Raw genomic sequence first — 25,752 nt, 5'->3', positions numbered from 1 at the left:
GGCCGCGGCGGCCCGGCGGACCGCCGCACACGGCCGGTCGAGCATAATGGGGCCCGCCATGGCGAAGGAGAATCGGACCACCGCGGATCAGCCCCGCCCGCAGGCCACGGAACCGGACCCGCCCGCGGAGACGGTGGCCGGCCGGGCGCGCAGGGTGGTGCTCGCGGCCGATGTCAGCCAGCGCGAGTTCGCCGGGCTCATCGGGATGGATCCCACGGCTCTCTCGAAGGCCCTGCGCGGCACCCGCAGGCTCCAGGACCACGAGCTGGCCGCCATCGCCCGGGTCGGCAAGGTCCCGGTGCGATATCTGGCGACGGGCGGTGGCCGCGAGCCGGCGGCCCTGGTCCGCGCCGCGGCGGCGGGCGCCAGGCGGCGGGCCGAGTCCCTGGACGCCGATGTACGCCGTACGCAGATCCTGGAAGCCACCGCGCGGCTGATCGCGCGCCGGGGCATCCACGCCGTGCGGGTCGCCGACATCGCCCGGGAGTGCGGCACCAGCACGGGCACGGTGCACTACCACTTCCCGGCCAAGAACGGCGCCCTGCGGGCCGCGCTCAGCTACTGCGCCGACCGGCTGCACGCCCGGCTGCAGAGCGAGTTCGAGCAGGTCGGCGACCCGGTGGAGATGCTGCGCAGGCTGGTCGACGTCCAACTGCCCAGCAGCCGGGAGGACATCGACGAGTGGTCGGTGTGGATCCAGTCGTGGACGGCCGCCATGCTGGACCCCTCACTGCGCGAGGCACAGCGGGCGGCGTACTCGCGCTGGCGCGGGACGGTCCTCGGCCTCATCCAGCACTGCCGGCGCGACGGCCTGGCGCCCGAGGCCGACGCGGAGGCGCTGACCAGCCGTTTCACCAGCCTGGTCGACGGGCTGGCGATCCAGATGCTGTCCGGCAGCGCCGAGATGCCGGTGGAGCGGATGCGCGAACTGCTCCTGGACGCCTTCGAACCGCACATCACCCTGCGCCGCCCGGACTGACCGGTCGGCGCTGGGCACTGCTCCGGGGCGGCGCAACCTCGCGGCACCTCCCCGGAGCAACGGCGTTGTCGGTTACGTGGGTTCGACCCGCTGCAGCTTGGCGCGGCGTACCACCTGGGGGCCCACCTCGGCGGCCTTCGCCACCAGTGCGTGGCCGTCCCAGTCCGTCGGCCAGCCTTCCCACAGCCGCAGCCTGCCGTCCACGACGACCGCGGTGATCTGGTCCCGGTTCGAGAGACGGACCAGCTCCCAGCGCAGGTCGAAGGACGGGGTGAGCTCCGGGACGTTCACATCCACGACGAGGAAGTCGGCCGCCTTGCCGACGGCGATCTCACCGGTCACCCGGCCGAGCCCGACGGCGTCGGCGCTCAGCCTCGTGGCATGGTCGAGCCAGAGCTTCCCGGCCCCGCACGAGGAGTCCCCGGTCGCCAGGCCGGAGGTCAGCCGCTGCGCGGACTCCGCCGCGTCGACCAGCCGGAACCCGTCGCCGCGGGTGCCGTCGGTCCCCGTACCGAACCGCACGCCCATCGCGGCCATCATGGTGGCCTGCGCGACGGCGTTGCCCTTCCAGGTGCTGGCCACCGGGTTGTAGCTGACGGCCGCGCCCGATTCGGCGAGCTGACGCAGCTCGGTGGGCGTGGCCAGGGTGGCGTGCGCGCCGAGCAGGTGCGGGCCGAGCGCGCCGATGTGGTGCAGATAGTCGATGGGACGCCGGCCCACGCTCTTCAGCGAGCGTTCCACGGATGCGAGATGTTCGTTGACATGGATCTGGAGCACCGCTCCCGCCTCCGCGCACATGCCCGCGGTCTTCTTGATGACCGCGGCTGTCGCGTCCTCGGGGACCGCGATCGCCAGGGAGGGGTGGATCAGGGGGTGGCCGCCCCACCGTCCGAGGTGTGCGGGGCCGCCCTTCCCGTCGGAGACGATCTTGGAGAGCACGCAGCGGATACCGGCCTCGTCGGTGGCCTTGGCCAGCGCGGCCACGTCGACCGGGGCGCGGGTACCGGCGTCGGCGACGGTGGTGAAGCCGCCGCGCAGCGCTTCCAGCGCGGCCAGCTTCGCCGAGAGGTAGGCGGTCTCCTCGTCCAGCGCGTGCTCCAGGGGCTCCCAGATCGTCTTGAAGATCTCCGAAGGCTGTCCGAAGGACTTGGCCTTGCCGAAGCTCTGGGTCAGATGGTGGTGGGCGTCGATGAAGCCCGGCATCAGCAGATGCCCGTCCAGCCGGACCGGGTGCAGGTCGCCGTGGGCGGCGATCAGCCGCTTGGCCGGGCCGATGTCGCGGAACTTCCCGGACTCCACGAGCACGGCCTGCCCCCGTACCGGCCCGTCCGCGAGGAGCAGCAGTTCGGGTACGAGCAGCATGCGCTTGCCCGAGAGCTGCTCCGGTCGCGGCTTGCCCGGATCGCCCGCGCCGGATGCCGCCGCGGGTGTGGTGGGGGCCGTCCCCCCGGTGGGGGTGTGCCGCGGAGGTTCGGCCGCGGCGCTGGTGCCCGCGGGCACGGCCGCCCCGAGGAGCCCGCCCGCGCCGGTCAGTCCGACCCCGGCGAGGAAACCGCGCCGTCCGACACCGTCCCGGCCTCCGCCCTGCCCGGTGGCGGACCCCCGGTCCCGTCGCTGCCCGCCGGACGGTCCCTGTACTGGATTGCGCTGGTCCCCGCTGGAGGGTCCCGGCTGTCCGTCGTTCGTCAACCCGCTCGCCTGCTTTCCGTCCGTTCCCAACTGCCCGTCTGTCCAGAGGCGTCCGCGCACGGCAGCAGCGGGTGTGCCGCGTACGTGACGGAGCCGGAAAACACCGGCGTACGAGGTCGACCGCGCCGGGTGGCCCGACCCTAGAACCACGCCGAGAAGCGGAACAAGCCTTCCGACATACGGGATTTGGCCGGTCGGAGCGGGGGCGGCGGAACGGCTCGGGCCTTCCGCGCACCCCCTGGCCAGAGCGCCGGGAGGCGGCCCGGTGGTGGCGTAACCTCGCGGAAACATGCACGCGCGTGAGGTGCGACGCCCGGAGGGCGGAGAGCCGCCGTCATCCGACGGGGACGGCGGCCCGGTGGCTCACTCCCCCACGAGCCCGTCCACGGATTCCCTGATGAGGTCGGCGTGGCCGATGTGGCGGGCGTACTCCTCGATCAGGTCGAGGAGGATCCGCCGCAGGTTCGGTGACTCGCCGGCGGATGTGGTGAAGCGGCCCAGTTGTTCCGGCCCGCCGCGGGTGAGCGCGTCCGCCACGAGGGAGCGCGAGCGTGCCGTGGCGCCCTCCCAGAGCGCCATCAGCTCCTGCGGGCTGTCCTGGGCGGCCGACGTCCACTCCCAGTCGGGGTCGGCGTCCCAGTCGACCGTGTCCCACGGGGCCCCGGCAGGCCGGGCGAGGAGCAGCCGGGCGACATGGGTGTCCTCGACGTTGGCCATGTGCTTGAGGAGTCCGCCCAGCGTCACGGACGACACCCCGACCGTGGCCCGGAGGCCGGCCGCGTCCAGCCCGCCGCACTTCCACGCCAGCGTCGCGCGTTGGCGCTCCAGGGAACCCAGCAGGGCAGCGGCCTCATCGCCCGCGAGGGGCGGTTCCGGGCGGTCCTGCCCATCCGTGTCAGTAGTCATGGCCGGACCCTATTCGCGTAGGCGGGGCCGGATGAGGGCTTCCGGGACTTACGCGATCACTCGCTCGATGAAGGCCAGCACATTGGTCCGGGTCCGGGCGACCTTCTCGTCCACGGGGAGGGTTTCCTTGAACGCCCACCCGGCGCCGGTCGGTTTCTTGTCCCGGACATAGAGCGAGCAGGCCAGGTCGGCGCAGAGGTACTGCCCGATGGTGTTGCCCTGACGGCCGGCCTCACCCGGACGGCGCGCGATCATCAGCGCCACCCGACCGCTGGTATGGGTCGTGAGGCACAGCGAGCACATACTGCGGGAGGTGAAGCCCCGGCTGGCCCCGTTCGGCGCGCGCAGCACGAGGCCCCGCAGGCGGCCGTCGTCCTCGGCGACGAGATAGGCGCGGTCGGGAGCCCCTGGATCGCGCCAGCCGAAGAAGTCGAGGTCGTCCCACGGGACCTCTTCCAGGTCGTGCGGGATGTTCACACGCTTGGCCTCGCCCTTGGAACAGTTGACGAACGAATTACGGATTTCAGTCTCACTGAGGTGTCTCACATCAGTCGACGCTAGCTGGGCTAATATATTTAGGCAAACGCTTTATTCCATTAGCCTGCGGAGGGCGCATGGTACGACCGGGCATCACTCCCGAACGCCTCACCAGAACGGCGGCGGAGCTGGCGGACGAGATCGGCTTCGACAATCTGACGCTGTCCGCGGTCGCACGCAGGCTCGGTGTCAAGGATCCGAGCCTGTACGCGCACATCCGCAACGCGCGCGAGCTGAAGATGCGGGTGGCGCTGCTGGCCCTGGAGGAGCTGGCCGACTCGGCGGCCGCCGCGCTCGCCGGGCGTGCGGGCAAGGACGCCCTGGTGGCGTTCGCCAACGCCTACCGCGACTACGCCAAGGCACATCCGGGCCGCTACAGCGCGGCCCAGTTCGAACTCGACTCGGAGGCGGCCCTCAACAGCGCGGCGCCCCGGCAGTCACAGATGACCCGGGCACTCCTGCGCGACTACAACCTGCCGGAGCCCGACGAGACGGACGCGGTGCGCTTCCTGCACAGCACCTTCCACGGGTATGTGAGCCTGGAGAGGGTGGGCGGCTTCAGCCACACCCCGCGCAGCGCCGACGCCTCCTGGGCGTACGCGCTGGACAGCCTCGACTTCGCCCTGCGCAACCGGCCTCCGGCCTGACCGCCCGAGCCGCCCACGGCCGGCGGGGCGCGACCCGCGGGGCACGGCTCGCAGGGCACGGCCCGCAGGGACACGGCTCGCAGGGGCACGGCGGAACTCACGAACAGCCCCTGGCCGCAGGCCGTTCGCGAGTTCCCGAACCCCGGTCAGCCGCTGACGCTCGGTGCTCCGGTCTCGATGTGCCCGGTGTACCGGCGGGACCAGGTGCTGTCGCAGTCGGCCGTGACGGTGAAGTCGTACCAGCCCTTCGCGAGTGACACCGCGTTGAAGTAGTCATCGGCGGTGGAGCCCGCCGGGACCGTGTACGTCCACGGCCCGTCCGTACGGTAGTTGGCGGCCTTCACGGTGAAAGTGACGGACGCGGACGACGTGTTGGTGAAGGTGAACCAGATGGCCTGCTTGCCGGTGTCAGGTGCCGCGGCGTACTTGGCGGCCACTTCCACGTCCTTCCCGGCCTTCGACGCGTCGCCGGCGAAGCGGCGCTGGAACCGGTTCGGGCCCATCAGCGTGAAGTCGTACTGCCCCGATCCGTACCCCGCGCCGATGTTGAAGTAGTCGGTCGCCGTGCCGCCCGCGTCGACGGTGTACTGCCAGGGTTCCGTCGACCGGTAGGCGTTGGGGTGGATGGAGAAGTGCGCGGCGCTCTTCGCCTGGGGGCCTTCGTTGGACATGCCGAACCAGGCGAGGATCTTTCCGGCCGAGTCGAATTCCAGCCGGTCCAGATTGGCGTTCGGCTGATAGGGAATCGCGCGGGCCGGACGGGTGCCGCTCTCCTGCGCGGGCAGGGCGTTGGTCTGCGGAGCCGGGTTCGGCAGTGACGTACAGCTGTCGATCCCGATCACCTTCGCGGTGGACGGGAGACCGGCCGGCACTCCGTACACCGGCGCGGTGAAGTCGAAGACGCCCGTGAGGTCGCCGGTGACCCTGCGCCGCCAGGCGCTGATGTTCGGGCAGGTGGCCGGGGTGCCGATGGCCGTGGTCCAGGTCTCCAGGAACCGGAGCACCGAGGTGTGGTCGAAGACCTCCGACGAGACCCAGCCGCCCCGGGTCCAGGGCGACATCACGATCATCGGCACCCGGAATCCGAGCCCGAACGGGACTCCGTTCAGGAACTCGCCCGGCTCGTCGGCCGGCGGTGACGGCGGCGGTACGTGGTCGAAGAAGCCGTCGTTCTCGTCGTAGTTGAGGAAGAGGACCGTCGAGTCGAAGACGTCCTGGTCGGCGGCGAGCGCCCGGTAGACCAGGTCGACGAAGTGCGCGCCGTCGCCGGGCGGGGCGTAGGGGTGCTCGGAGAACCCCTGGTTGGGCACCACCCATGACACCTGCGGGAGCGTGCCCGCCAGGACGTCGGCCTTGATGGCCGCGGCGATGTCGTCAGGGGTGGAGCCGGTGGCGGCCGGTACGGAGGCCATGCCCCGGTCGTGGAGCGGGTCGCCGGGGGCGGCGTCGGTGAACTTCGTGAAGTAGGCGAGGCCGTTGTCGCCGAAGTTGTCGTCGGCGTTCTGGTAGAGCTTCCAGCTCACCCCGGCACGCTGCAGCGCCTCCGCGTACGTCTCCCAGCCCAGCCCGGACTCGTCGCCGCCGTCGCTGCTGGAGGAGTCGACCTTGCCGCTCCAGAGGTACGTCCGGTTGGGCCCGGTGGCACTGAGGGTGGACGAGAAGTACCCGTCGCAGACGGTGTAGTTGTCGGCCAGGGCGTAGTGGAAGGGCATGTCGTCGCGGTCGAGGTAGCCGAGCGTACGGACGTTGCCGACCCCCGTCACCCAGTTGTCGAGCCGCCCCTTGTTCCAGGCGGAGTGCTGCGAGGACCAGCTGTGCGGCAGGTCGCCGTTGCACTGCGCGAGCGTCTCGCCGTCGACTCCGCCGGCCGCGGGTGTGGAGCTGAGCTTCCACGGGTACTGGCGCCCGGCGCCGTTCGGCTGGTTGAACACGGACTGGCCGCCGGACAGCGATATGCCGCTGCGGTCGCTGAAGCCCCGGACGCCCTTGAGCCGCCCGAAGTAGTGGTCGAAGCTGCGGTTCTCCTGCATCAGGACCACGACGTGCTTGACGTCCTTGACCGTGCCGGTGCCGCCGGCCGCCCGGCTCGCGGCCACGGCGTGGCTTCCCGCGCCCATCGGAACGACCGCACCGGCAACCGCCCCCGCGCCGAGCGCCACGAAGCCTCTTCGACTGATCGGTGTCATCCGCCTGCCTTCGCCCTAGGAATCAGTTATGCGTACACGCGATTGCGCATATGTGATTGCGCGTTCGATATATCGCGCACAAGGGTGCAGGATTCACGGGCTCTTCAGCTAGACCCATGCCACCAGCACTCTGTGAAGATCCGCTGAACACCACGCTCCGGGCCGGGGCCACGAGGACGAAGCCGCGGGAGGCGGTAGCGCGGTGCCACACACTCCCCACACACCCGCACCTCTTGACCCCGGGAGCCGGCCGCTCCTACCTTCCCTGGGGGAAAGCGCTTTCTCCTTGATGGGGAGCGGCGTTCAGGTGATCCGCACCGGATCCCCGCAGCAGCGAGAGGACCTGGGATGCACCTCGGAAGTACGCACCGCTCCGCCCGACGCCTCGTCAGAAGGGCGACCGGAGGCCGGGTTTGGGCCGCCGCCGCCCTCTCCCTCGCCGTCGCCGCGCTGACGGCACTCGCCCCCACCGCTTCCGCGAGTTCCGGCTTCACCGTCTTCACCAATGAGCGGGGCGCGGACACACCGGGCCTCCAGCAGTACGGCGCCGTCAAGTCCACCGTCGTCTATGACTACTTCGCGCTGACCTGCGATGCCGCCGGGTGCCTGTCGGACGGCGGGGCGCTGCCGTCCGAGGCCACCTTCGAGAGCAAGGTCAAGGAGTACATGAGCGCGAGCCAGTTCGGCGGCGGCGCCGATGCGCCGGTCGTGCTGGACTTCGAGAACATCGTGCTCACCGCGGAGTCGGGACAGGCCGCCACCAACGCCTTCAACCTCTGGAAGCAGCTGATCACCTGGACGCACCGAGCCGCACCGTCCGCGCCGGTCGGGATGTACGGCTACGACTCGTCGACCGCCAACAACAGCCTCACCCAGCAGCTCCACCAGAACGGCCTGCTCGACTTCTTCGCGCCCCGCGCCTACCGCGGCAGCTCCCAGACGGACGCCGCATGGACCAGCACACTCGACGCGGCCGTCGCCAACGACCGCTCGCTCGCACCGGGTCAGCCCATCTACCCGTACATCTCGCCGAGTTGGGACGGCAGCCCCGGCGGCGCGTATATGTCCGGCACCACCTGGGGCTACACCATCGACCAGCTGAAGGCCAAGACCGACGGCGCGGTCGTGTGGGAGCCGTCCGCCAAGGACGCGTCGGCCTGCAACTGGGTCGAGCAGAACGCGTACGAGATGGGCACCCTCACCGGCACCCCGAGCAGCGGCCCCCTGACCGCCACCGCGACCCCGCCAAGCGGCGACTGCACCGTGCCGCGCGGGGCCACCACCACCGTCCCCGTAAAGATCACCAACACCTCGGGCTCCACCACTGCTGCGACCGAAATGCAGTCGTTCACCGGTGGATCGGGGTTCAGCGGGAGCTGGCAGTACTGGAACGTACCGTCACTCGCGCCGGGCGCGTCGTTCAGTACGTCGCTGCCGCTGGCGGTCGCCTCCTCCCAGTCCACCAGCACGGCCCTGCTGCACATCAGGACGGGGCTGAGCGACACACGCTGGACGGTCGTCGTGAAGTAGCAGCCGGGCGCCCGCTCAGAAGACGGGCGGGCCCTGTTCGATACGGCGCATGACCGGCTCGAACCTGTCGAGCCCCGCGCCGGTCTGCAGCTGCCGCTCGTCCCACCAGGTGGCGCCGGCGTCGATGAGCGGCCCGATCACGTCGTGGGCCCGGGCCGCGTCGGTGGGGCTGGCGCCGCCCAGGACGATCTCGAACGGGGCGCCGTCGGCGCCGCGCAGCTGACGGAGGCAGGCGACCAGGTCGCGTACCTCGTCGAGGGGCGGGATCAGTCCGTGCCTGGCGGAGGCGAACAGCGGAACCGCACCGTCCCAGCGGGCGGCCCGGCGCATCGGCGGACGGTTGGGCCAGAATCCGCCGATCCACACCGGCGGGTGGGGGCGCTGCACCGTGGCGGGCAGCAAGGTCACATCCCGCACCGTGTAGTGCTGCCCTTCGTGGCTGACGGGCTCGCCCGACCAGTAACGCCGCAGCAGTTCAAGCCCTTCGTCCAGGCGCCCGGCGAGCACCCGCGGGTCGGTCGGCTCGCCGAAGCTTCCGTACTCGTCCTCGATGGGACCGCCGAGCCCCGCGCCGAAGATCACCCTGCCGCCGCTGAGGGCATCGAGGGTGGCCACCTGGCGGGCGAGCTGCTCCGGGCGGCGCCGGGCGACCGGGGTGACCAGGGTGCCCAGCCTGAGTGTGGTGGTCGCCAGCGCCGCAGCGGTCAGGAGAATCCACGGGTCCCCGAAGGGCACGCCCTGCCGCTCGCGCTTGTCGTGCACCACGTGATCCCAGACGAACAGCCCGTCCCAGCCTGCCTGTTCGGCGGCTGCGGCCACTTGGGCCACGGTCCTGGGGTCTGCGAAATCACCGAAGTTCGGAATGTTGACCGAGAAGCGCATTCCCGCATCCTGCTGCATGACGACGAAGCGGGCAATCGACCAGCCGGGGGCTGCTCACCGCCCGACCGGCGGTGAGCAGCCACCGGAGTTCCCGCTACCGCCGGCCGGCCGCCGCGACGGCATTGCCCTCCACCTTGACCTGCTGGCCTTGCCCGGTGGTCTTCGATGTGGTGCTCAGGCAGCTGCCCGACGCCGGGTCACTGGCAGTGGGGAGGCTCCCCGCGTAGTCGGTCCCCGCCTCGGTGCCGACGGGCTTCCCGTAGGTCACGGTGACCTGCTGGCCGCAGCCGGCCGTGAGGTAGGGCTCGATGAAGCCCTGGTCGGCGTTCTTGAACCGGCCCGAGGACGACGGAAGGCCGAAGCTCCCGATGTGCGCCACGGAAGCACCGGTCGCGGTCCGGACGACGTCTCCCGACATCAGCTGAGTGTCCCCGGAGACACTGGCGCGCTTGAGGACGAGCGAGTACATGGTCCCCGGCGTGTAGGCGAACTGGACCGCGCAGCTCACTCCGGCGCCGCCGTCCGCACCGTAGTTGCAGTGGGTGTCTGTCGTGGTGGCGTCGGCGTTGAAGGAGCTGAAGACCGCCTGGAGCATGTGGTGCCCGTTGGCGTCCACGGGCTTCGGCTGGAATCCGGCGTACGGCCGGGTGCCGCTCTCCAGCGTCGTGTAGTAGGCGAAGTAGATACCGGACGCGTCCGGAGCGGAATCCACGGACATCGGCAGAGTCAGTGTGGTCACCGGGGTCGGCGCGTTCGTGGTCCAGCGGATGGTGGGAGTGGATGCCCAGGACTGGCCCGCCGCGCCGAGGGCCAGGAGGGCCGTGGCGCCGAGGACGATGCCCGACCTGACGAGACGGCGCCTCGGTTTTCTGCCGGCTGAAACCGTGGACGGACCTGTGCTGGACACAGCCGTACTGGATGAACTCGGGCTGGGTGCAGTCATGAATGGCGTGCGCATGTCATCTCCTGACGACCGGTGGCGGGTTGGGCGTCAGCATGTAAGCGATTGCTGTCAGACCGCAAGGGATTCGCCATGTTTCTGTCTTTTACTATGGCCAGAGCCCACGGGCGCAGTAGTAACCGGTCACCTTCCGGGGGTAATCGACCCCGACCAGCGCCCGGCGGCTACTGCCCACCGTCCGCGCGACGCCCGACCCGCCGCAGTCCGTCAGCGGATGGTGCCCGACACCGGGTCCAGGACCTTCTCGGTGAGGAGCTCAAGGAGCCTGCGGTCCTCATCGGCGGTGCCGCGCCGCGCAGGCGAGTCGGGCGCCGTGTCCAGCAGCAGATGAGTCGCGCCCAGGTCCGCCAGCGCCGTGAGGTCCTCGCGGATCTGGTCGACCGTGCCGTGGCCCACCGGGTGCTCGCCGTCGATCCTCGTCCCGGTGACCCGGATCTGGAGCCGGGGCACGAGAGCGGGGGCCGCCCGTCCCGCACGCTCCGCCTCCTCGGCGAGCACCGGCAGCGCCGCACGCATGGCGGGCAGCGTCGCCAGATAGGGGTGCCACCCCTCGCCGAGCCGGGCCGCACGCCGGAGGGCCGCAGGCGAATTGCCGCCCACCCATACCGGCAGTCCGGGCCGGCTCCGCGGGGCCGGGGCGGTGTGCACGTCCTCGTACGAGACGTATTCGCCCCGGAAGGTGGTGGGGTCCTCGGTCCAGGCGGCGCGGATCGCCGCCAGATACTCGTCCGCGATACGGCCGCGCTCGGTGAACGGCACCCCCAGCGCGGCGTATTCGGCCCGCGACCAACCGGTCCCGGCGCCGAGGATGAAGCCGTCCGGGTTCAGACAGTCGATATTGGCCGCCAGCCGCGCGGTGTGCAGCGGGTGGCGGTAGGGGATCACCGTCACGGTCGTCCCGAGCGTGAGCCCCGGCACCCGCCCCGCGAGATGCGCAGCGAGCACGAACTGGTCGTAGAACGGGGCCGGGTACGCCTCGTGCACATCAGCCGTCACCGCGACGTGATCGGAGATCATCGCGAAGGTGTAACCCAACTCCCTTGCGTCCAGGGCCTGCTGAACGAGGGTGGCAGGGGTGGTGCCGGGGCCGAAATTGAGTATGTTGACGCCGAATTTCATCAGGAGAGCGTAACAATCATCCGGAACCGGGTCACATTCCCCGGATCCGCACGGCCCCGGCAGGACCGACGGGGGTCAGAGTTCCGGCCGTACGGGGATGAAGCCGCTGTCGAGCAGCCGGGGAAGGTAGTTCTTGACCGCCGCGACGGTCTGGGACCGGTTGCCGCCGCCGTCGTGGCAGAGCACGATCGAGCCGTCCTTGACGTCGCGCAGCACCGAGTTGGTGATGTTGCGCGTCCCGGGCCGCGCCCAGTCGTTGGTGTCGACCGACCAGCCCAGCGGCTCCATGCCCAGATCGGCGCAGATCCCGAGCGTGACCGGGTTCCAGTCGCCGTACGGGGCGCGGGCCCAGTCGGGCGGGGCGCCGAGCACCTTCTCGATCAGATCGCTGGTCCTGGCGAGCTGGGACCTGGCGGCGGCCGGGGTCAGCTTGGTGAGCTGGGGGTGGTTCCAGGAGTGGTTGGCGACGGCGTGTCCGCCGTTCGCGATGTCGTGCAGCAGCTGCGGGTACTGGACGGCGTTCTCGCCGATCACGCAGAACGTCGCCTGGACGTTGTACTGGGCCAGGATGCGAAGCACTTGGGGTGTGTATTCGGGGTCGGGGCCGTCGTCGAAGGTGAGCGCGATCCTGCGGCCGCTGTCTTCGAGCGAGTACACGGCGTGGGTGCGGACCGCCGGGCTCTGGGCCGGGGCGCCCATGGATGTCTCGCCCGCGATGGGCCGCAATCGGTAGTCGGGAGGCCGGGCGGCGGCCGCCGCGGGTGGTCCGGCGGCCGGGGCGGCCTGGACGGAGTGCGGTGGCGGGACGGCGGCCGGTGACTGTGCGGGGTGCGGGGCAGGTGCGGTGTGGCCGGACGGGCCGTACGCCCTGGAGACCACGCCGCCGACAGCCAGGGCGCCCAGACCGACCGCGGCGCGTACGAATCTGCGCCGCCCATGCGTATTAGTGTGATTTTCAGACTGCATGGCTCCGTACTGCCATACACCGGCGCGCCGACACGGCAGACACCGCCGGACACGCACCTGATTCCACCCTGTCGGACCACAGCCGACGGCCCCGGACACGGCCCGCCGCCGCCCTGACGGCCCCGAGCGGAGCAAAAGGTGCCCGAGTGCGGCCGGGTGGTCCGCTGCAGTGCGGCGGTGCCGGGACGCCCCCGCACCCCGCTCGCCACCGCGCACCGCACCGCACCGCACCGCACCGCACCGGGCAGCGGTCCCCCGCGAGGAGACCGCGCCGTCAGTCCTCGCCCTCCAGGTTCCCCTCGGTCTCCAGATACACCTGTCGGAGCGCTTCGAGGGTCGCGGCGTCCGGCTCGGCCCACATGCCCCGGGACTCCGCCTCCAGCAGCCGTTCCGCGATCCCGTGCAGCGCCCAGGGGTTGGCCTGCTGGAGGAACTCGCGGTTGACCGGGTCGAGTACGTAGGTCTCGGTGAGCTTGTCGTACATCCAGTCGGCCACGACACCGGTGGTCGCGTCGTACCCGAAGAGGTAGTCGACGGTGGCGGCGAGTTCGAAGGCGCCCTTGTAGCCGTGGCGCCGCATCGCCTCGATCCAGCGGGGGTTGACCACCCGCGCCCGGAAGACCCGTGAGGTCTCCTCCACGAGAGTGCGGGTGCGGACGGTCTCGGGGCGGGTGGAGTCGCCGATGTACGCCTCCGGTGCGCTCCCCCGCAGCGCCCGGACGGTGGCGACCATGCCGCCGTGGTACTGGAAGTAGTCGTCGGAGTCGGCGATGTCGTGCTCACGGGTGTCCGTGTTCTTGGCCGCGACCGTGATGCGCTTGTACGCCGTCTCCATCTCGGCACGGGCCGGACGGCCGTCCAGTTCCCGGCCGTAGGCATAGCCGCCCCACACCGTGTACACCTCGGCGAGGTCCGCGTCGGTGCGCCAGTCGCGGCTGTCGATGAGCTGGAGGATCCCGGCGCCGTAGGTGCCCGGCCTGGAGCCGAAGATCCTGGTGGTGGCCCGGCGTTCGTCGCCGTGCTCGGCGAGGTCGGCCCGGGTGTGGGCGCGTACGAAGTTCTGCTCGTCGGACTCGTCCAGGGACGCCGCCAGCCGTACCGCGTCGTCCAGCAGGCCGATGGTGTGCGGGAAGGCGTCACGGAAGAAGCCCGAGATGCGCAGGGTGACGTCGATCCGGGGGCGGCCCAGCTCGTCCAGCGGAACGGGCTCGAGTCCGGTGACGCGGCGCGAGGCGTCGTCCCACACCGGGCGGATCCCGAGCAGCGCGAGGGCTTCGGCCACGTCGTCGCCCGATGTGCGCATCGCGCTGGTGCCCCACAGGGAGAGCCCCACGGACGTGGGCCACTCACCGTTGTCGGTGCGGTAGCGCTCCAGGAGCGAGTCGGCGAGCAACTGCCCGGTCTCCCAGGCGAGCCGGGACGGGATGGCCTTGGGGTCGACGGAGTAGAAGTTGCGGCCGGTCGGCAGGACGTTGACCAGGCCGCGCAGCGGGGACCCTGAGGGTCCGGCGGGGACGAATCCGCCGTCCAGCGCGTGCAGGGCGTGGTCGATCTCGTCCGTGGTGGCCGCGAGCCGCGGGACGACTTCGCGGGCGGCGAAGCCGAGGATGTCGGCGACCGCCTGCGGGTGGCCGTCGGCGACCTTGACGGCGGCTTCCGGGTCCCAGTCCGCCGCTTCCATCGCCTCGACGAGGACACGTGCCTGTTCCTCGGCCGTGTCGGCGGCGGTTCGGGTGGCGTTGGCCTCGTCAAGGCCGAGTGCTTCGCGCAGTCCGGGCAGTGAGGCCGTGCCGCCCCAGATCTGCCGGGCGCGCAGGATGGCGAGGACCAGGTTGACGCGGTCGGCTCCGGCGGGCGGGTTGCCCAGGACGTGCAGTCCGTCGCGGATCTGCGCGTCCTTGATCTCGCAGAGCCAGCCGTCGACGTGGAAGATGAAGTCGTCGAAGCCCTCGTCGTCGGGGCGGTTCTCCAGGCCCAGGTCGTGGTCGAGCTTGGCGGCCTGGATGAGGGTCCAGATCTGGGCCCGGATCGCGGGCAGCTTGGCCGGGTCCATGGAGGCGATCTGGGCGTACTCGTCGAGGAGTTGCTCCAGGCGCGCGATGTCGCCGTACGAGTCGGCGCGGGCCATCGGCGGCACCAGGTGGTCGACCAGCGTGGCGTGCACACGGCGCTTGGCCTGGGTCCCCTCGCCCGGGTCGTTCACCAGGAACGGGTAGATCAGCGGGAGATCGCCCAGGGCCGCGTCGGGTCCGCACGCGGCGGACAGGCCGGCGTTCTTGCCAGGCAGCCACTCCAGGTTGCCGTGCTTGCCGAGGTGGATCATGGCGTCGGCGCCGAAGCCGCCGTCGTCGGCCGAGGCCGCGATCCAGCGGTACGCGGCCAAGTAGTGGTGCGAGGGCGGCAGATCGGGGTCGTGGTAGATCGCGATCGGGTTCTCGCCGAATCCGCGCGGCGGCTGGATGAGGACGAGCAGATTGCCGTGGCGCAGGGCGGCGAGCACGATGTCGCCCTCGGGGTTGCGGCTGCGGTCCAGGAACATCTCGCCGGGCGCGGGGCCCCAGTGCTCCTCCACGTTCGCCCGCAGCTCGGCGGGGAGCGTGGCGTACCAGCGCCGGTAGTCGGCTGCGGGGATACGGACCGGGTTGCGGGCGAGCTGCTCCTCGGTGAGCCACTCCTGGTCGTGGCCGCCGGCCTCGATCAGCGCGCGGATCAGTTCGTCGCCGTCACCGGACGCGAGGCCGGGGACTTCGCCGGAGCCGAAGTCGTACCCCTGGTCGCGGAGCCTGCGCAGCAGGGCGACGGCGCTCGCGGGGGTGTCGAGGCCGACGGCGTTGCCGATCCTGGAGTGCTTGGTGGGGTACGCGGAGAGCACCAGGGCCAGCCGCTTGTCGGCGGGGGCTATGTGCCGCAGCCGGGCGTGGCGTACGGCGATCCCGGCGACGCGGGCGGCCCGTTCGGGGTCGGCGACATAGGCGGGGAGCCCGTCCTCGTCGATCTCCTTGAACGAGAAGGGCACCGTGATGAGCCGGCCGTCGAACTCGGGCACCGCGATCTGGCTCGCCGCGTCGAGCGGCGACACGCCCTCGTCGTTGGCCTCCCAGGCGGACCGTGAACCGGTGAGGCAGAGGGCCTGGAGGATCGGCACGTCCAGGGCGGTGAGGGCGCCCGCGTCCCAGGACTCGTCGTCGCCGCCCGCGGACGCCTCGGCGGGCTTGGTGCCGCCCGCGGCCAGGACGGTGGTGACGATGACGTCCGCGGCGCGCAGGGTCTCGATCAACTCCGGCTCGGGGGCGCGCAGCGAGGCGACGTAGAGCGGCAGGGCGCGGCCCCCGGCGTCCTCGACGGCGCCGCAGAGGGCGTCCACGAAGCCGGTGTTGCCGCTCATGTGGTGGGCCCGGTAGTAGAGCACCGCGACGGTCGGCCCGTCGGTGGTGCGGGGGGTGCGCTCCAGCGGGCCCCAGCTGGGTGCGGGCGCCGGGGGCTCGAAGCCGTGGCCGGTGAGGAGCACGGTGTCGGAGAGGAAGCGGGCGAGCTGGTCGAGGTTGGCGGGCCCGCCGTGTGCCAGATAGGCGTGGGCCTCGGCGGCGATGCCCACCGGGACGGTCGACGCCTCCATCAACTGGGCGTCGGGGGCCTGCTCGCCGGTGAGGACGACGACCGGGCGCCCGTCGGCCAGGAGCAGATCGAGGCCCTCCTGCCAGGCGCGGATGCCGCCCAGCAGTCGCACGACGACCAGGTCGGCGCCTTCGAGGAGGGCGGGCAGTTCGGTGAGCTGGAGCCGGGCCGGGTTGGCGAAGCGGTACGCCACAGGCCCGTCCGCGGAACGGGCGCTGAGCAGGTCGGTGTCGGACGTCGACAGGAGCAGGAGCATGCGGCGGCGGCCTTCCTCGGGGTGTCCGCGCCCCGGGCGGTTCAGGACGGCGGGAGTTCCTGGCTCACCCGGGCTCCAGGAGCCGGGCTCACAGTGGCGGGACCGCGCCGGAATCTCACCGGGCTTCCTCCCCTGTCGCCGTCGTGGCGATCGCGGGCCGAACGGCCCGTCGAGAAGCATAGTAACGACCTTGACCGGCGGCGGGCAGCGGGCGGCGGCCTTGCCCACGGCCCGCCCGGTGTGCATCGGCCGTCGCGGCGGTGCGGCACATCATCGCCCTGATCCAGCCGAAAGGCCCTGGTGGACCGGTCGGTATGCTCGCCGCCATGCCCCACTCCTCCGTACCTCCGCCCCCACGGGAGCCGGCCGCCCGGCGTGACCGCGGTGACGCGTGTCCGGGCAGTCTGCGCCTGCACACGGCGGACGACGGTGCGCTGGCGAGGATCCGGATTCCGGCGGGTGTGCTGACGGTTTCGCAGGCCAGGGCGGTGCAGGACGTGGCGCGGCGGCTCGGCGACGGGGCGCTGCATCTGACGTCGCGCGGCAATGTGCAGCTTCGCGGGCTGGGGCCGGACGACGGCCGGGAGCTCGCCGATGTGCTCGCGGGAGCCGGTCTGCTGCCTTCCGTACGCCATGAGCGGGCCCGCAATGTCGTGGCCTCCCCGCTGTGCGGGCTCGACGGGCGCGGATCGGCCGATGTGCAGGGCTGGGCGCGGGAGTTGGACGCGCTGCTCTGTGACTCTGCGGCGGCCGCCGGGCTGTCGGGCCGGTTCCTCTTCGCGTGCGACGACGGCCGCGGTGATGTGGCCGGCCTCGAAGCCGATGTGACGTTGATCGCTTCTGCGGGTGCGGGGGCGGACGCCGGCGCGCTGCTGTGCGCCGGCGGGGCGCGGGAGACGCTGATGGTGCCTGCCGAACACGCGGCCCGCTGTGCGCTGCTGGCGGCCGAGACCTTCCTGAGCGCCGCCCGTGCCGCCGGGACGGGTGCCTGGCGGGTGGCGGAACTGCCGGGTGGACCGGCCGTGTTCGTACGGGCGGTCGCGGAGCGGCTGGCTGCCGCCGGAATCCCCGCCACTGCCCGCGACCGGGCGGACCGGCTGCCGTCAGGGGCCGGTCCCGAGCCGGGCACCGTACGGCCCCCGGACGGGCGGGCGGCGCTCTGCGTCGCGGCGCCGCTGGGTCTCATCACCTCCGCGCAGTGGCGTCTGCTGACCGACACGGCGCTGCACGACGGCAGCGGCGAGCTGCGGCTGACCCCCTGGCGGGGTGTGGTGCTGCCCGGTCTCGGCCCGGACGCCGCCGCGGTCAAGGCGGCCGGGCTTGCGGCCGCCGGACTGATCACGGGGCCCGACTCCCCCTGGCACGGGGTGGGGGCGTGCATCGGGCGCCCCGGCTGTGCGAAGTCCCTTGCCGATGTACGCGCCGACGCAGCACTGGCCGTCGGCCCGGGTCGCGGGCTGCCCGTGTACTGGTCGGGGTGTGCACGGCGCTGCGGCCACCCGCAGGGCGACCGGGTGGACGTGGTCGCCACTGCCGCCGGTTACGAGGTCTCCGTACGCGGCGAACGGCTGCGCGACCCCATGAACGACCCCTCAGAGTTCGCCGCCACCGTGGCGGAAGCCCGGACCACACCCCTCACGCAGTGACGAAATGAGCGAGAAGACAGTGTTCGACTACGAGAAGGACGGTCCGGCGATCTACCGGCAGTCCTTTGCGACCATCCGCGCAGAGGCGGACCTCTCGGGACTTCCCGCCGACGTCAGCCAGGTCGCCGTCCGGATGATCCACGCCTGCGGCATGGTCGACCTGGTGCGCGATCTCGCCTTCACCCCGCAGGTCGTGGCGCGCGGCCGTGCGGCGCTGCGCGCCGGGGCCCCCGTACTGTGCGATGTGGCGATGGTCGCCAGCGGGGTGACCCGCAAGCGGCTGCCCGCGGACAACGAGGTGGTGTGCACGCTGTCCGACCCGTCGGTGCCAGGGCTCGCGGCCGAGCTCGGCACGACGCGGACCGCGGCGGCCATGGAGCTGTGGCGCGACCGGATGGAGGGCGCCGTGGTGGCCGTGGGCAACGCGCCGACCGCGCTGTTCCGGCTCCTGGAGATGGTCCGGGACGGCGCGCCGCGTCCCGCGGCCGTCATCGGGGTGCCGGTCGGTTTCGTCGGCGCGGCCGAGTCCAAGGACGCGCTGGCCGACGCCGTACACGGGCTCGACCATCTGGTGGTGCGCGGGCGGCGCGGCGGCAGTGCCATCGCGGCGGCCGCAGTCAACGCCCTTGCGAGCGAAGAGGAATGAACAGCAGCATGAGCGAGCAGAGCGCCGGACGGCTGTACGGAGTCGGGCTCGGCCCCGGTGACCCGTCGCTGATGACCGTACGGGCCGTGGAGGTCATCGCCCAGGCGGACGTCATCGCCTTCCACAGCGCCCGGCACGGCCGGTCCATAGCGCGGTCCATCGCGGCAGGGCACATCCGCGCCGACCACATCGAGGAGGCGCTGGTCTACCCGGTCACCACGGAGACCACCGACCACCCCGGCGGATACCGGGGCGCGATGGAGGAGTTCTATGCGGAGGCGGCGGCCCGGCTGGCCGCGCATCTCGACGCCGGGCGCACGGTCGCGGTGCTCGCCGAGGGCGATCCGCTCTTCTACGGCTCGTACATGCACATGCACAAGCGCCTCGCCGACCGCTACCCGACGGAGGTGATCCCGGGGGTGACCTCGGTGAGCGCGGCCGCGGCCCGGCTCGGTGTGCCGCTCGTCGAGGGCGAGGAGGTGCTGACGATCCTGCCGGGCACGCTGCCCGAGGAGGAGCTGACGGCACGTCTGGCGTCGACGGACTCGGCGGTGGTCATGAAGCTGGGCCGCACCTTCCCCGCGGTGCACCGGGCGGTCGAGCGGTCGGGGCGGATGGCCGACGCCCGCTATGTGGAGCGCGCCACGATGCCCGGGGAGCGCACCGGTGAACTGGCGGACGTGGAAGCGGGATCGGTGCCGTACTTCTCGGTGGCGGTGCTGCCGAGCCGTGTCGGTGCGCCCGAGCCGGTACGGGAACACGGTGATGTCGTCGTCGTCGGCACCGGACCCGCCGGACCGCTGTGGCTCACGCCGGAGACCCGGGGCGCGCTGGCCGCGGCGGACGACCTGGTCGGCTACACCACGTATCTGGACCGGGTTCCGGTCAGGCCGGGGCAGCGGCGGCACGGCTCCGACAACAAGGTCGAGTCGGAGCGCGCCGAGCTGGCCCTCGACCTGGCCGGGCGGGGCCGGAAGGTCGCCGTGGTGTCGGGCGGTGATCCCGGGGTGTTCGCCATGGCCACCGCCGTACTCGAGGTCGCCGCCCAGGACGCGTACCGCGATGTTCCGGTGCGGGTGCTGCCGGGGGTGACGGCCGCCAACGCGGCGGCGGCCCGTGCGGGTGCGCCGCTCGGCCACGACTACGCGACGATCTCGCTCTCGGACCGGCTCAAGCCGTGGGAGGTGATCGCGGAGCGGCTGCGGCACGCCGCGTCGGCCGACCTGGTGCTCGCGCTGTACAACCCGGGCTCGCGCAGCCGTACCTGGCAGGTCGGCAAGGCACGTGATCTGCTGCTCGAACACCGGTCGCCCGATACGCCCGTGGTGCTGGGCCGGGACGTCGGCGGGCCGGAGGAGAGCGTACGGATCGTGCGTCTCGGGGCGCTCGATCCGGCCGAAGTGGACATGCGCACGATCCTGCTCGTGGGCTCGTCCCGGACGCGGACCGTGCGCAGGGGCGACGGTGAGGAGATCGTCTGGACTCCCAGGAGCTACCCCGAGGGGTGAACCGGTGCGGGTCTCCGGGGCGGGCGGCGGACAGGGCTCGGGCCGTGTCCGCCGGGGCTCAGGCCATGCCCGCCAGGTCCCTCACCCAGCGGACGGCTTCCTCCGGGGTCCCGGCGACCCGCACGCCTTCGGGAACGGCGGGCCGCCGGACGACGACCACCGGGAGACCGGCCTCCCGGGCCGCGGTGAGTTTGGCCGCGGTGGCCGGTCCCCCGCTGTCCTTGGTGACCAGCACATCGATCCGGTGGTCACGCAGCAGCGCCCGCTCGCCTTCCAGGGCGAAGGGGCCCCGGTCGAGCAGGGTCTCCATCCGCCGCGGACACGGGGGGTGCGGAGCGTCGACCGACCGCACCAGGAACCAGAGCTGGTCGAGCGCGGCGAACGCGGCGAGGCCCATCCGCCCGGTGGTCAGGAAGATCCGTTGTCCGAGCGCGGGCAGCAGCGCGGCGGCCTCCTCCAGGGAGCCCGCCTGATGCCAGTCGTCGCCGTCCCCCGCCACCCACCCGGGCCTGCGCACGGCGAGCAGGGGAACATGGGCGGTGGCAGCGGCCGAAGCCGCGTTGAAACTGATGGTTCCGGCGAAAGGATGGGTCGCGTCGATGAGCGCGTCGACCTCGTGCTCGCGCAGCCACTGCGCCAGTCCCCCGGCTCCGCCGAATCCGCCGATCCGGATCTCTCCCGGCGGCGGCACGGGCCGTGCGACCCGGCCGGCGAGGGAGCTGGTCACCCGGGCCCCGGGGTGCAGCTCCGCCGCGATCCGCCGGGCCTCGGTCGTACCGCCGAGTATCAGTACGTGCATCGGAGCCTTTCATGGCTGAGGGGGACGGTGGCCGCAGCGCCCAACTCAAGCACACCGGGCTGCGGCCCGGCTGGACGACCGGTGCCTGTGCGACGGCCGCGGCCACGGCCGCCTACACCGCGCTCCTCAGCGGCGAGTTCCCTGACCCGGTGACGGTCACCCTGCCCAAGGGACAGACACCGTCGTTCGCGCTGGCCGTCGAGGAGCTGGGCGACGGGCGGGCGACGGCGGGTGTGGTGAAGGACGCGGGCGACGATCCGGACGTCACCCATGGCGCGCTGGTGCGGGTCACCGTACGGCGGCTGCCGCCGGGCTCGGGGGTGGTGTTCAGAGCGGGCCCGGGTGTCGGCACGGTCACCCGCCCCGGGCTGCCCCTCGATGTGGGCGAGCCGGCTGTCAATCCGGTGCCGCGCCAGATGATGCGCGAGCACATCGCACGTGTCGCGGAGCGCCACGGCGCCGGCCCGGACGCCGAGCTCACCATCGCCGTCGACCACGGTGAGGAGATCGCCCGCTCCACCTGGAACCCCCGGCTGGGCATCCTGGGCGGCCTGTCCATCCTGGGGACGACGGGCATCGTGGTGCCGTACTCGTGCTCGGCGTGGATCGACTCGATCCGGCGCGGAGTGGATGTGGCGCGGGCGGCCGGGCGTACCCATCTGGCCGGGTGCACCGGCTCCACGTCCGAGCGGACCGTCGTCGCCGAGTACGGGCTCCCCGAGGACGCCCTGTTGGACATGGGCGACTTCGCGGGCGCCGTACTCAAGTACGTGCGGCGTCATCCGGTGGACCGGCTCACCGTCTGCGGCGGCTTCGCCAAACTCTCGAAGCTGGCGGCCGGGCACCTCGATCTGCACTCCGGCCGTTCTCAGGTGGACAAGGGTTTCCTGGCCGGCCTGGCCAGGCGGGGCGGCGCGGGGGAAGCGCTCGCCGCGGAGGTGGCCGGGGCCAACACCGGACTTGCCGCGCTGCAGTTGTGCCGCGCGGCGGGAATCCCGTTGGGCGATCTGGTGGCCGTGGCCGCCCGCGACCAGGCGCTGTCCGTGCTGCGGGGCGCGCCGGTGGCGGTCGACGTCATCTGTATCGACCGCGCGGGCGCTGTGGTGGGGCGCAGCTCGCTCTAGATTTCCGGGTCAGGCCCGCACCCGCACCCGTACGCGGGCAGGGGCAGCGGGGGCGTTCACCGCGTCGTCCACCGGTGCCCGGGAAGAAATCGGACATCGTACTGGAGCGGGACGGTGGCGAATTTCTCCGGTGCGGGCACGACGGGCTCCTGCGGCAGGCCGAGCTGCTCGGTGGGTACGCCGAGGTTCTCGAAGAACCGCTCGAAGGTGCCGCCCGGTCCTGCGGCGACTCCGACGACCTGGCTGTGGTGGCGCTCGATGCGGTAGGCGTGCGGGCAGTTCTTGGGTACGAAGCCGAAGTCGCCCGGGGTGAGCAGCCTCTCCTGCTGACTGCCCCCGGTGTCCTCGACGAACACGCGGACGGCGCCGGCCGTCACATAGAAGACCTCATAGGTGTCGGGGTGCAGATGGGCCGGGATGATGTCGCCCCTGGGGCCTTCGACGGTGAAGAAGTTGAAGGTGTTCTCGCTCTGCTCACCGCCCGCGTAGACGGTGACCAGATCGCCGAAGAGGTGGGCACGGTCCCCCTCGCCCTTCTCGATGAAGTACGGCTTGCCGGGCTCGGGCGGAATGCGCGATGCCCGCCGGTAGGCGGTGGCGTACTCGATCGTCATGGGTTCCTCCCGGACTCGGACAGCGCATGTCGGGCAGAGCGAATGTCAGGTAGCCTGACATAATGGTTCGCCGCACGGCAACCCACCGGTCCCGGCCACGGACCGGCTCGACCCCGCTGTGAGGAACAGATGCCCGCCGCAGGCCGCACGCTTTCCCAACTGCTGACCGGAGCCCGGCGCTGGTTCGAGGAGGCGCTCCTCGCGACCCTCGAAGAGGCCGGCGCGGCGCCGGTGTCCCCGGCCCAGGCCCATCTCTTCGCCGTACTCGACGAGCGGGGCACCACGGTGTCCGAGCTGGCCCGGCGGATGGGGGTCGCCCGGCAGAGCGCGCACCAGGCCGTCCACGGCCTGGTGACGGCCGGGCTGCTGGAGCAGGTGCCCCACCCGTCATCGGGCCGGCAGCGGCTGATCAGGCGCACCCCGCGGGGCGAGCAGACCCATCACCAGGCAGAGCTGGTCCTCGGACGGATCGAGGTAGAGCTCGCCGGCCGGATCGGCCGCCCGGCCGTCGACGCCCTGCGCGCCGCCCTGGAGGCGCCTTGGGGGCCACCGCCCGTACTGCCCCCACCCGTACGGCCACCGCCCGTGCGGCGGCCGTGATGGCGGCAGGGGCCGGAGGGGCGGCAGGGATCAGGGCAGCCCGAGCGGTACGCGGCGGACCGCGCGGCCTTCGATGTCCAGCAGCCATCCGATGCGCTTGACCGAGCGCAGGGCGACGGTGCGGTCCCTGATCTCCAGCTCGGGGAAGCGTTCGGCCAGCGACATCTCGAAGGGGCCGACACCGCTCAGGCCGTGGAGCCAGACCGAGATGAGAAGGTTCTGCGGTCCGCTCACGGACGCGCACATCCGTACCTGCTCCATGCGGGCCACCGCGCTCCCCGTCGCTTCGAGCCGGCCGTACGGGACGGTGCAGCGGAGGATCACCATGGTGGACAGCCCCGCCAGGGGCAGGGCGAGATCGCAGCGGAACGAGATGTTGCCGGTCCTGATCATGCGCTGGAGTCTGCGGCGGGCGCTGTGTTCGCTCATCCCCGTCACCGCGCCGAGCTGGGTGTAGCCCATTCTTCCGTCCTCGCCGAGCGCGGCCTTCAGGGCCCGGTCCTCGGGCGCCTGCTCGGCGAGCGACTGAGCGCTGTGGCCTGGCCGCTGGGGTGGTCGGGAGGCCGCCAGGCCCGTCCGCAGGGCGGGCTCCAGCGCCCGCATCCGCCAGTCGGCGCCTTCCCCGAAGACGGTGACGGCCACGCGGATACGGGTGGAGCGCACCCCCGGCAGCCCGCCGATGACACGGTGCACGGCCTCCCCGAGACGCGGCAGGTCGGCCGCTGCGACGGACACGAACAAGTCGAAGTCCCCCGCCGTCACGTCGATGCCGAAGACCCACGGCAGTCCGGCCACCATCGCGCTGACGGCGTCGACGGCTCCCGGGCGGCAGCCGATCTCCACATAGGCGAGCGTCGCGGCCTCGGGTGCGTCGTACGCGGTGATCCAGGCCAGCCCTCCGGCCCTCAGGCGTTCCCACCGGCGGGCGGCGGTCGTCGCGTCCGCCCCGATGGCCTGCCCGATCCGGTTCCAGGGTGCTCGCGGGGCGGACTGCAGCGCGTCCACGAGCACCAGGTCGGTTTCGGACAGACGTCCGCGGGAATCCCGCGAATCGCCTTCGACCGAGAGGCTTTCCTGCATTTCGGGCCCTCCTCCGTGCGCAGGCCGGAGGGTGGGGGGCAGTCGCGGCCACCGTCCGGTGACGGCCACTGTAGAGAGGAACGCCGTGCCTGCTCTGTGTCCTGTCCCACGGACCGCCGGCGCCGTCCTCCCCGGCCGCGTACCCCTCTGCCGGTCCCTGGTCGAAACGGAGCTCTCATGACTGTTCCCGCCACTCCCCTGCTCACCGGTCTCGCGGACGGACTGCCCGCCCTGCGCGAGCTGTACAAGGATCTGCACGCGCACCCGGAGCTGTCCCTCCAGGAGGTGCGCACCGCGGGCATCGCCGCGGGCCTGCTGCGTGAGCAGGGCTGGGAGGTCACCGAGAAGGTGGGCGGCACCGGCGTCGTCGGGGTGCTCAGGAGCGGGGAAGGCCCGGTCGTCCTGCTGCGGGCCGACATGGACGCCCTGCCGGTGCTGGAGGAGACCGGCCTGCCCTACGCCTCCACCGTGACCGGCAAGGACCGCGCGGGCGAAGACGTACCGGTGATGCATGCCTGCGGACACGACATGCACGTCACCTGTCTGCTCGGCGCCACCGCGCTGCTCGCCGCCAACCGCGGCGCCTGGCGGGGCACGGTGGTGGCCGTGTTCCAGCCCGCCGAGGAGATCGGCGGGGCCCCGGCCATGATCGAGGACGGCTTCCTCGACCGTTTCCCCCGCGCCGAAATCTGTCTGGGCCAGCATGTGGCCCCGGCCCCGGCCGGCTTCGTCGGCACCCGGCCAGGGCCGGTGATGGCCGCGTCGGACAGCCTGCGGGTACGGCTGTTCGGGCGGGGCGGTCACGGGTCCATGCCCGAGACGACCGTCGATCCGGTGGTGCTGGCGGCGGCGGTCATCATGCGGCTGCAGACGGTGGTGTCGCGCGAGGTCGGCGCCGGCCGGACGGCTGTGGTCACCGTGGGGTCCGTGCACAGCGGCACCAAGGAGAACGTCATCCCGGACACCGCGGACCTGGGGATCAACATCCGGTCGACCACCCCGGCCGTACGGGAGCAAGTCCTGGCGGCGGTCGAACGGATCATCCGCGGTGAGGCCGCCGCATCGGGCGTGCCGCGGGAACCCGAGATCGAGCGGCTGAACAGCTTCCCGGTCACGGTCAACGACCCCGGGGCCACCGGCACGGTGCAGGCCGCACTGGCCGCGACGCTGGGCGAGGGGCACGTCTTCACCCTGTCGCAGACCGTACCCGCCAGCGAGGACTTCGGCACCTTCGGCAGCGCGCTCGAAGTGCCCTCCGTCTTCTGGTACTTCGGCGGCACGGACCTGGCCCGCTTCGAGGGCCTCGCCCCGGACGGCATCCTGGAGAACGGGGTGCCCCCGGAGATCCCCAGCAACCACTCGTCCCGGTTCGCCCCCGCGATCGACCCGACCATCGAGGTAGGCGTGACCTCACTGCTCGCCGCGGCCGCACAGTGGCTGACGCCTGCGGACGACAGCTGAG

Annotated in this window: 21 protein-coding genes and 1 riboswitch; of the genes, 9 read left to right on the top strand and 12 right to left on the bottom strand. The window is 72.0% G+C overall.

What is annotated here, in order from left to right:
- The first annotated feature begins 58 nt into the window (after positions 1-58).
- Positions 59-979, top strand: coding sequence for a TetR family transcriptional regulator C-terminal domain-containing protein (locus OG510_RS36125; protein ID WP_406142239.1), 921 nt, complete (start codon positions 59-61; stop codon positions 977-979).
- Positions 980-1,051: 72 nt separating this feature from the next.
- Here OG510_RS36125 and OG510_RS36120 read toward each other — a convergent pair whose 3' ends face one another.
- From OG510_RS36120 to OG510_RS36110, 3 genes are all read right to left on the bottom strand, one after another.
- Positions 1,052-2,341 (bottom strand): amidohydrolase family protein, encoded by a 1,290-nt coding sequence (locus OG510_RS36120; protein WP_406142725.1) that lies wholly within the window; start codon positions 2,339-2,341, stop codon positions 1,052-1,054.
- Between the two features lie 690 nt (positions 2,342-3,031).
- Entirely contained in the window at positions 3,032-3,574 is a 543-nt protein-coding gene (locus OG510_RS36115) for a DUF664 domain-containing protein (protein ID WP_406142238.1), read from the bottom strand.
- A 48-nt stretch (positions 3,575-3,622) separates the two neighbouring features.
- Positions 3,623-4,120, bottom strand: coding sequence for an FBP domain-containing protein (locus OG510_RS36110; protein WP_406142237.1), 498 nt, complete (start codon positions 4,118-4,120; stop codon positions 3,623-3,625).
- Positions 4,121-4,188: 68 nt separating this feature from the next.
- On the opposite strand from OG510_RS36110, the gene OG510_RS36105 reads away from it, so the two are divergent.
- Complete coding sequence (locus OG510_RS36105; protein ID WP_406142236.1) at positions 4,189-4,758, top strand: TetR/AcrR family transcriptional regulator; 570 nt, start codon at positions 4,189-4,191, stop codon at positions 4,756-4,758.
- 146 nt (positions 4,759-4,904) lie between these two features.
- On the opposite strand, the gene OG510_RS36100 is transcribed toward OG510_RS36105, so the two are convergent.
- Complete coding sequence (locus OG510_RS36100) at positions 4,905-6,944, bottom strand: phosphocholine-specific phospholipase C (protein WP_406142235.1); 2,040 nt, start codon at positions 6,942-6,944, stop codon at positions 4,905-4,907.
- Positions 6,945-7,292: 348 nt separating this feature from the next.
- Between OG510_RS36100 and OG510_RS36095 the strand changes: the two genes are divergently transcribed.
- Positions 7,293-8,474: a hypothetical protein gene (locus OG510_RS36095; protein ID WP_406142234.1), complete on the top strand. Its 1,182-nt coding sequence runs from the start codon at positions 7,293-7,295 to the stop codon at positions 8,472-8,474.
- 15 nt (positions 8,475-8,489) lie between these two features.
- Here the strand turns inward: OG510_RS36095 and OG510_RS36090 are convergent, their stop codons facing one another.
- The 5 genes from OG510_RS36090 to cobN all read right to left on the bottom strand — a co-directional run bounded on the left by OG510_RS36090 (position 8,490) and on the right by cobN (position 16,273).
- Positions 8,490-9,356, bottom strand: a complete 867-nt coding sequence (locus tag OG510_RS36090; protein ID WP_406142233.1) for an LLM class flavin-dependent oxidoreductase — start codon at positions 9,354-9,356, stop codon at positions 8,490-8,492.
- Between the two features lie 94 nt (positions 9,357-9,450).
- A complete protein-coding gene (locus tag OG510_RS36085; protein WP_406142232.1) occupies positions 9,451-10,263 on the bottom strand; it encodes a hypothetical protein in 813 nt (270 codons plus the stop codon).
- A gap of 261 nt (positions 10,264-10,524) precedes the next feature.
- Positions 10,525-11,436, bottom strand: a complete 912-nt coding sequence (locus tag OG510_RS36080; protein ID WP_406142231.1) for a TIGR03619 family F420-dependent LLM class oxidoreductase — start codon at positions 11,434-11,436, stop codon at positions 10,525-10,527.
- Positions 11,437-11,511: 75 nt separating this feature from the next.
- The gene (locus OG510_RS36075; protein WP_406142230.1) at positions 11,512-12,315 is read right to left on the bottom strand and encodes a polysaccharide deacetylase family protein; all 804 of its coding nucleotides are present in this window, start codon (positions 12,313-12,315) and stop codon (positions 11,512-11,514) included.
- Positions 12,316-12,676: 361 nt separating this feature from the next.
- Positions 12,677-16,273, bottom strand: a complete 3,597-nt coding sequence (cobN, locus tag OG510_RS36070; RefSeq protein WP_406142229.1) for a cobaltochelatase subunit CobN — start codon at positions 16,271-16,273, stop codon at positions 12,677-12,679.
- Positions 16,274-16,326: 53 nt separating this feature from the next.
- Positions 16,327-16,403: riboswitch (cobalamin riboswitch) on the bottom strand.
- A gap of 184 nt (positions 16,404-16,587) precedes the next feature.
- Here cobN and cobG point away from each other — a divergent pair.
- The 3 genes from cobG to OG510_RS36055 are packed head-to-tail and all read left to right on the top strand — an operon-like array spanning position 16,588 to position 20,073.
- On the top strand, positions 16,588-17,919 hold the full coding sequence (gene cobG / locus OG510_RS36065) for a precorrin-3B synthase (RefSeq protein ID WP_406142228.1): 1,332 nt from the start codon (positions 16,588-16,590) through the stop codon (positions 17,917-17,919).
- A 19-nt stretch (positions 17,920-17,938) separates the two neighbouring features.
- Positions 17,939-18,565 carry a precorrin-8X methylmutase gene (locus OG510_RS36060; RefSeq protein ID WP_406142723.1) on the top strand — a complete coding sequence of 209 codons (627 nt, stop codon included), beginning with the start codon at positions 17,939-17,941 and terminating at the stop codon, positions 18,563-18,565.
- A gap of 8 nt (positions 18,566-18,573) precedes the next feature.
- Positions 18,574-20,073 (top strand): precorrin-2 C(20)-methyltransferase, encoded by a 1,500-nt coding sequence (locus tag OG510_RS36055; protein ID WP_406142227.1) that lies wholly within the window; start codon positions 18,574-18,576, stop codon positions 20,071-20,073.
- Positions 20,074-20,131: 58 nt separating this feature from the next.
- Here the strand turns inward: OG510_RS36055 and OG510_RS36050 are convergent, their stop codons facing one another.
- On the bottom strand, positions 20,132-20,872 hold the full coding sequence (locus OG510_RS36050; RefSeq protein ID WP_406142226.1) for a cobalt-precorrin-6A reductase: 741 nt from the start codon (positions 20,870-20,872) through the stop codon (positions 20,132-20,134).
- Positions 20,873-20,883: 11 nt separating this feature from the next.
- Here OG510_RS36050 and OG510_RS36045 point away from each other — a divergent pair, with 11 nt between their 5' ends.
- On the top strand, positions 20,884-21,996 hold the full coding sequence (locus OG510_RS36045; RefSeq protein WP_406142225.1) for a cobalt-precorrin-5B (C(1))-methyltransferase: 1,113 nt from the start codon (positions 20,884-20,886) through the stop codon (positions 21,994-21,996).
- A gap of 56 nt (positions 21,997-22,052) precedes the next feature.
- Here OG510_RS36045 and OG510_RS36040 read toward each other — a convergent pair whose 3' ends face one another.
- Positions 22,053-22,610 carry a quercetin 2,3-dioxygenase gene (locus OG510_RS36040; protein ID WP_406142224.1) on the bottom strand — a complete coding sequence of 186 codons (558 nt, stop codon included), beginning with the start codon at positions 22,608-22,610 and terminating at the stop codon, positions 22,053-22,055.
- Between the two features lie 129 nt (positions 22,611-22,739).
- Between OG510_RS36040 and OG510_RS36035 the strand changes: the two genes are divergently transcribed.
- Complete coding sequence (locus tag OG510_RS36035) at positions 22,740-23,210, top strand: MarR family winged helix-turn-helix transcriptional regulator (protein ID WP_406142223.1); 471 nt, start codon at positions 22,740-22,742, stop codon at positions 23,208-23,210.
- A 30-nt stretch (positions 23,211-23,240) separates the two neighbouring features.
- Here the strand turns inward: OG510_RS36035 and OG510_RS36030 are convergent, their stop codons facing one another.
- Entirely contained in the window at positions 23,241-24,290 is a 1,050-nt protein-coding gene (locus tag OG510_RS36030; protein WP_406142222.1) for an Lrp/AsnC family transcriptional regulator, read from the bottom strand.
- A gap of 177 nt (positions 24,291-24,467) precedes the next feature.
- Between OG510_RS36030 and OG510_RS36025 the strand changes: the two genes are divergently transcribed.
- Positions 24,468-25,751 carry an amidohydrolase gene (locus OG510_RS36025; protein WP_406142221.1) on the top strand — a complete coding sequence of 428 codons (1,284 nt, stop codon included), beginning with the start codon at positions 24,468-24,470 and terminating at the stop codon, positions 25,749-25,751.
- Position 25,752: the final 1 nt, after the last annotated feature.

The sequence above is a fragment of the Streptomyces sp. NBC_01089 genome (assembly GCF_045162975.1).
Lineage (GTDB): Bacteria > Actinomycetota > Actinomycetes > Streptomycetales > Streptomycetaceae > Streptomyces.
Note: the sequence above shows the minus strand (reverse complement) of the source record. Positions and strands in the feature narration are given on the sequence as shown.

Coding starts and splice junctions, on each gene's coding strand:
- OG510_RS36090 (WP_406142233.1), bottom strand. CDS start 9,356: ATGCGCTTCTCGGTCAACATTCCGAACTTCGGTGATTTCGCAGACCCC.
- cobG (WP_406142228.1), top strand. CDS start 16,588: ATGCTCGCCGCCATGCCCCACTCCTCCGTACCTCCGCCCCCACGGGAG.
- OG510_RS36120 (WP_406142725.1), bottom strand. CDS start 2,341: ATGCTGCTCGTACCCGAACTGCTGCTCCTCGCGGACGGGCCGGTACGG.
- cobN (WP_406142229.1), bottom strand. CDS start 16,273: ATGCTCCTGCTCCTGTCGACGTCCGACACCGACCTGCTCAGCGCCCGT.
- OG510_RS36025 (WP_406142221.1), top strand. CDS start 24,468: ATGACTGTTCCCGCCACTCCCCTGCTCACCGGTCTCGCGGACGGACTG.
- OG510_RS36100 (WP_406142235.1), bottom strand. CDS start 6,944: ATGACACCGATCAGTCGAAGAGGCTTCGTGGCGCTCGGCGCGGGGGCG.
- OG510_RS36045 (WP_406142225.1), top strand. CDS start 20,884: ATGGCTGAGGGGGACGGTGGCCGCAGCGCCCAACTCAAGCACACCGGG.
- OG510_RS36055 (WP_406142227.1), top strand. CDS start 18,574: ATGAGCGAGCAGAGCGCCGGACGGCTGTACGGAGTCGGGCTCGGCCCC.
- OG510_RS36030 (WP_406142222.1), bottom strand. CDS start 24,290: ATGCAGGAAAGCCTCTCGGTCGAAGGCGATTCGCGGGATTCCCGCGGA.
- OG510_RS36105 (WP_406142236.1), top strand. CDS start 4,189: ATGGTACGACCGGGCATCACTCCCGAACGCCTCACCAGAACGGCGGCG.
- OG510_RS36035 (WP_406142223.1), top strand. CDS start 22,740: ATGCCCGCCGCAGGCCGCACGCTTTCCCAACTGCTGACCGGAGCCCGG.
- OG510_RS36115 (WP_406142238.1), bottom strand. CDS start 3,574: ATGACTACTGACACGGATGGGCAGGACCGCCCGGAACCGCCCCTCGCG.
- OG510_RS36050 (WP_406142226.1), bottom strand. CDS start 20,872: ATGCACGTACTGATACTCGGCGGTACGACCGAGGCCCGGCGGATCGCG.
- OG510_RS36040 (WP_406142224.1), bottom strand. CDS start 22,610: ATGACGATCGAGTACGCCACCGCCTACCGGCGGGCATCGCGCATTCCG.
- OG510_RS36080 (WP_406142231.1), bottom strand. CDS start 11,436: ATGAAATTCGGCGTCAACATACTCAATTTCGGCCCCGGCACCACCCCT.
- OG510_RS36125 (WP_406142239.1), top strand. CDS start 59: ATGGCGAAGGAGAATCGGACCACCGCGGATCAGCCCCGCCCGCAGGCC.
- OG510_RS36095 (WP_406142234.1), top strand. CDS start 7,293: ATGCACCTCGGAAGTACGCACCGCTCCGCCCGACGCCTCGTCAGAAGG.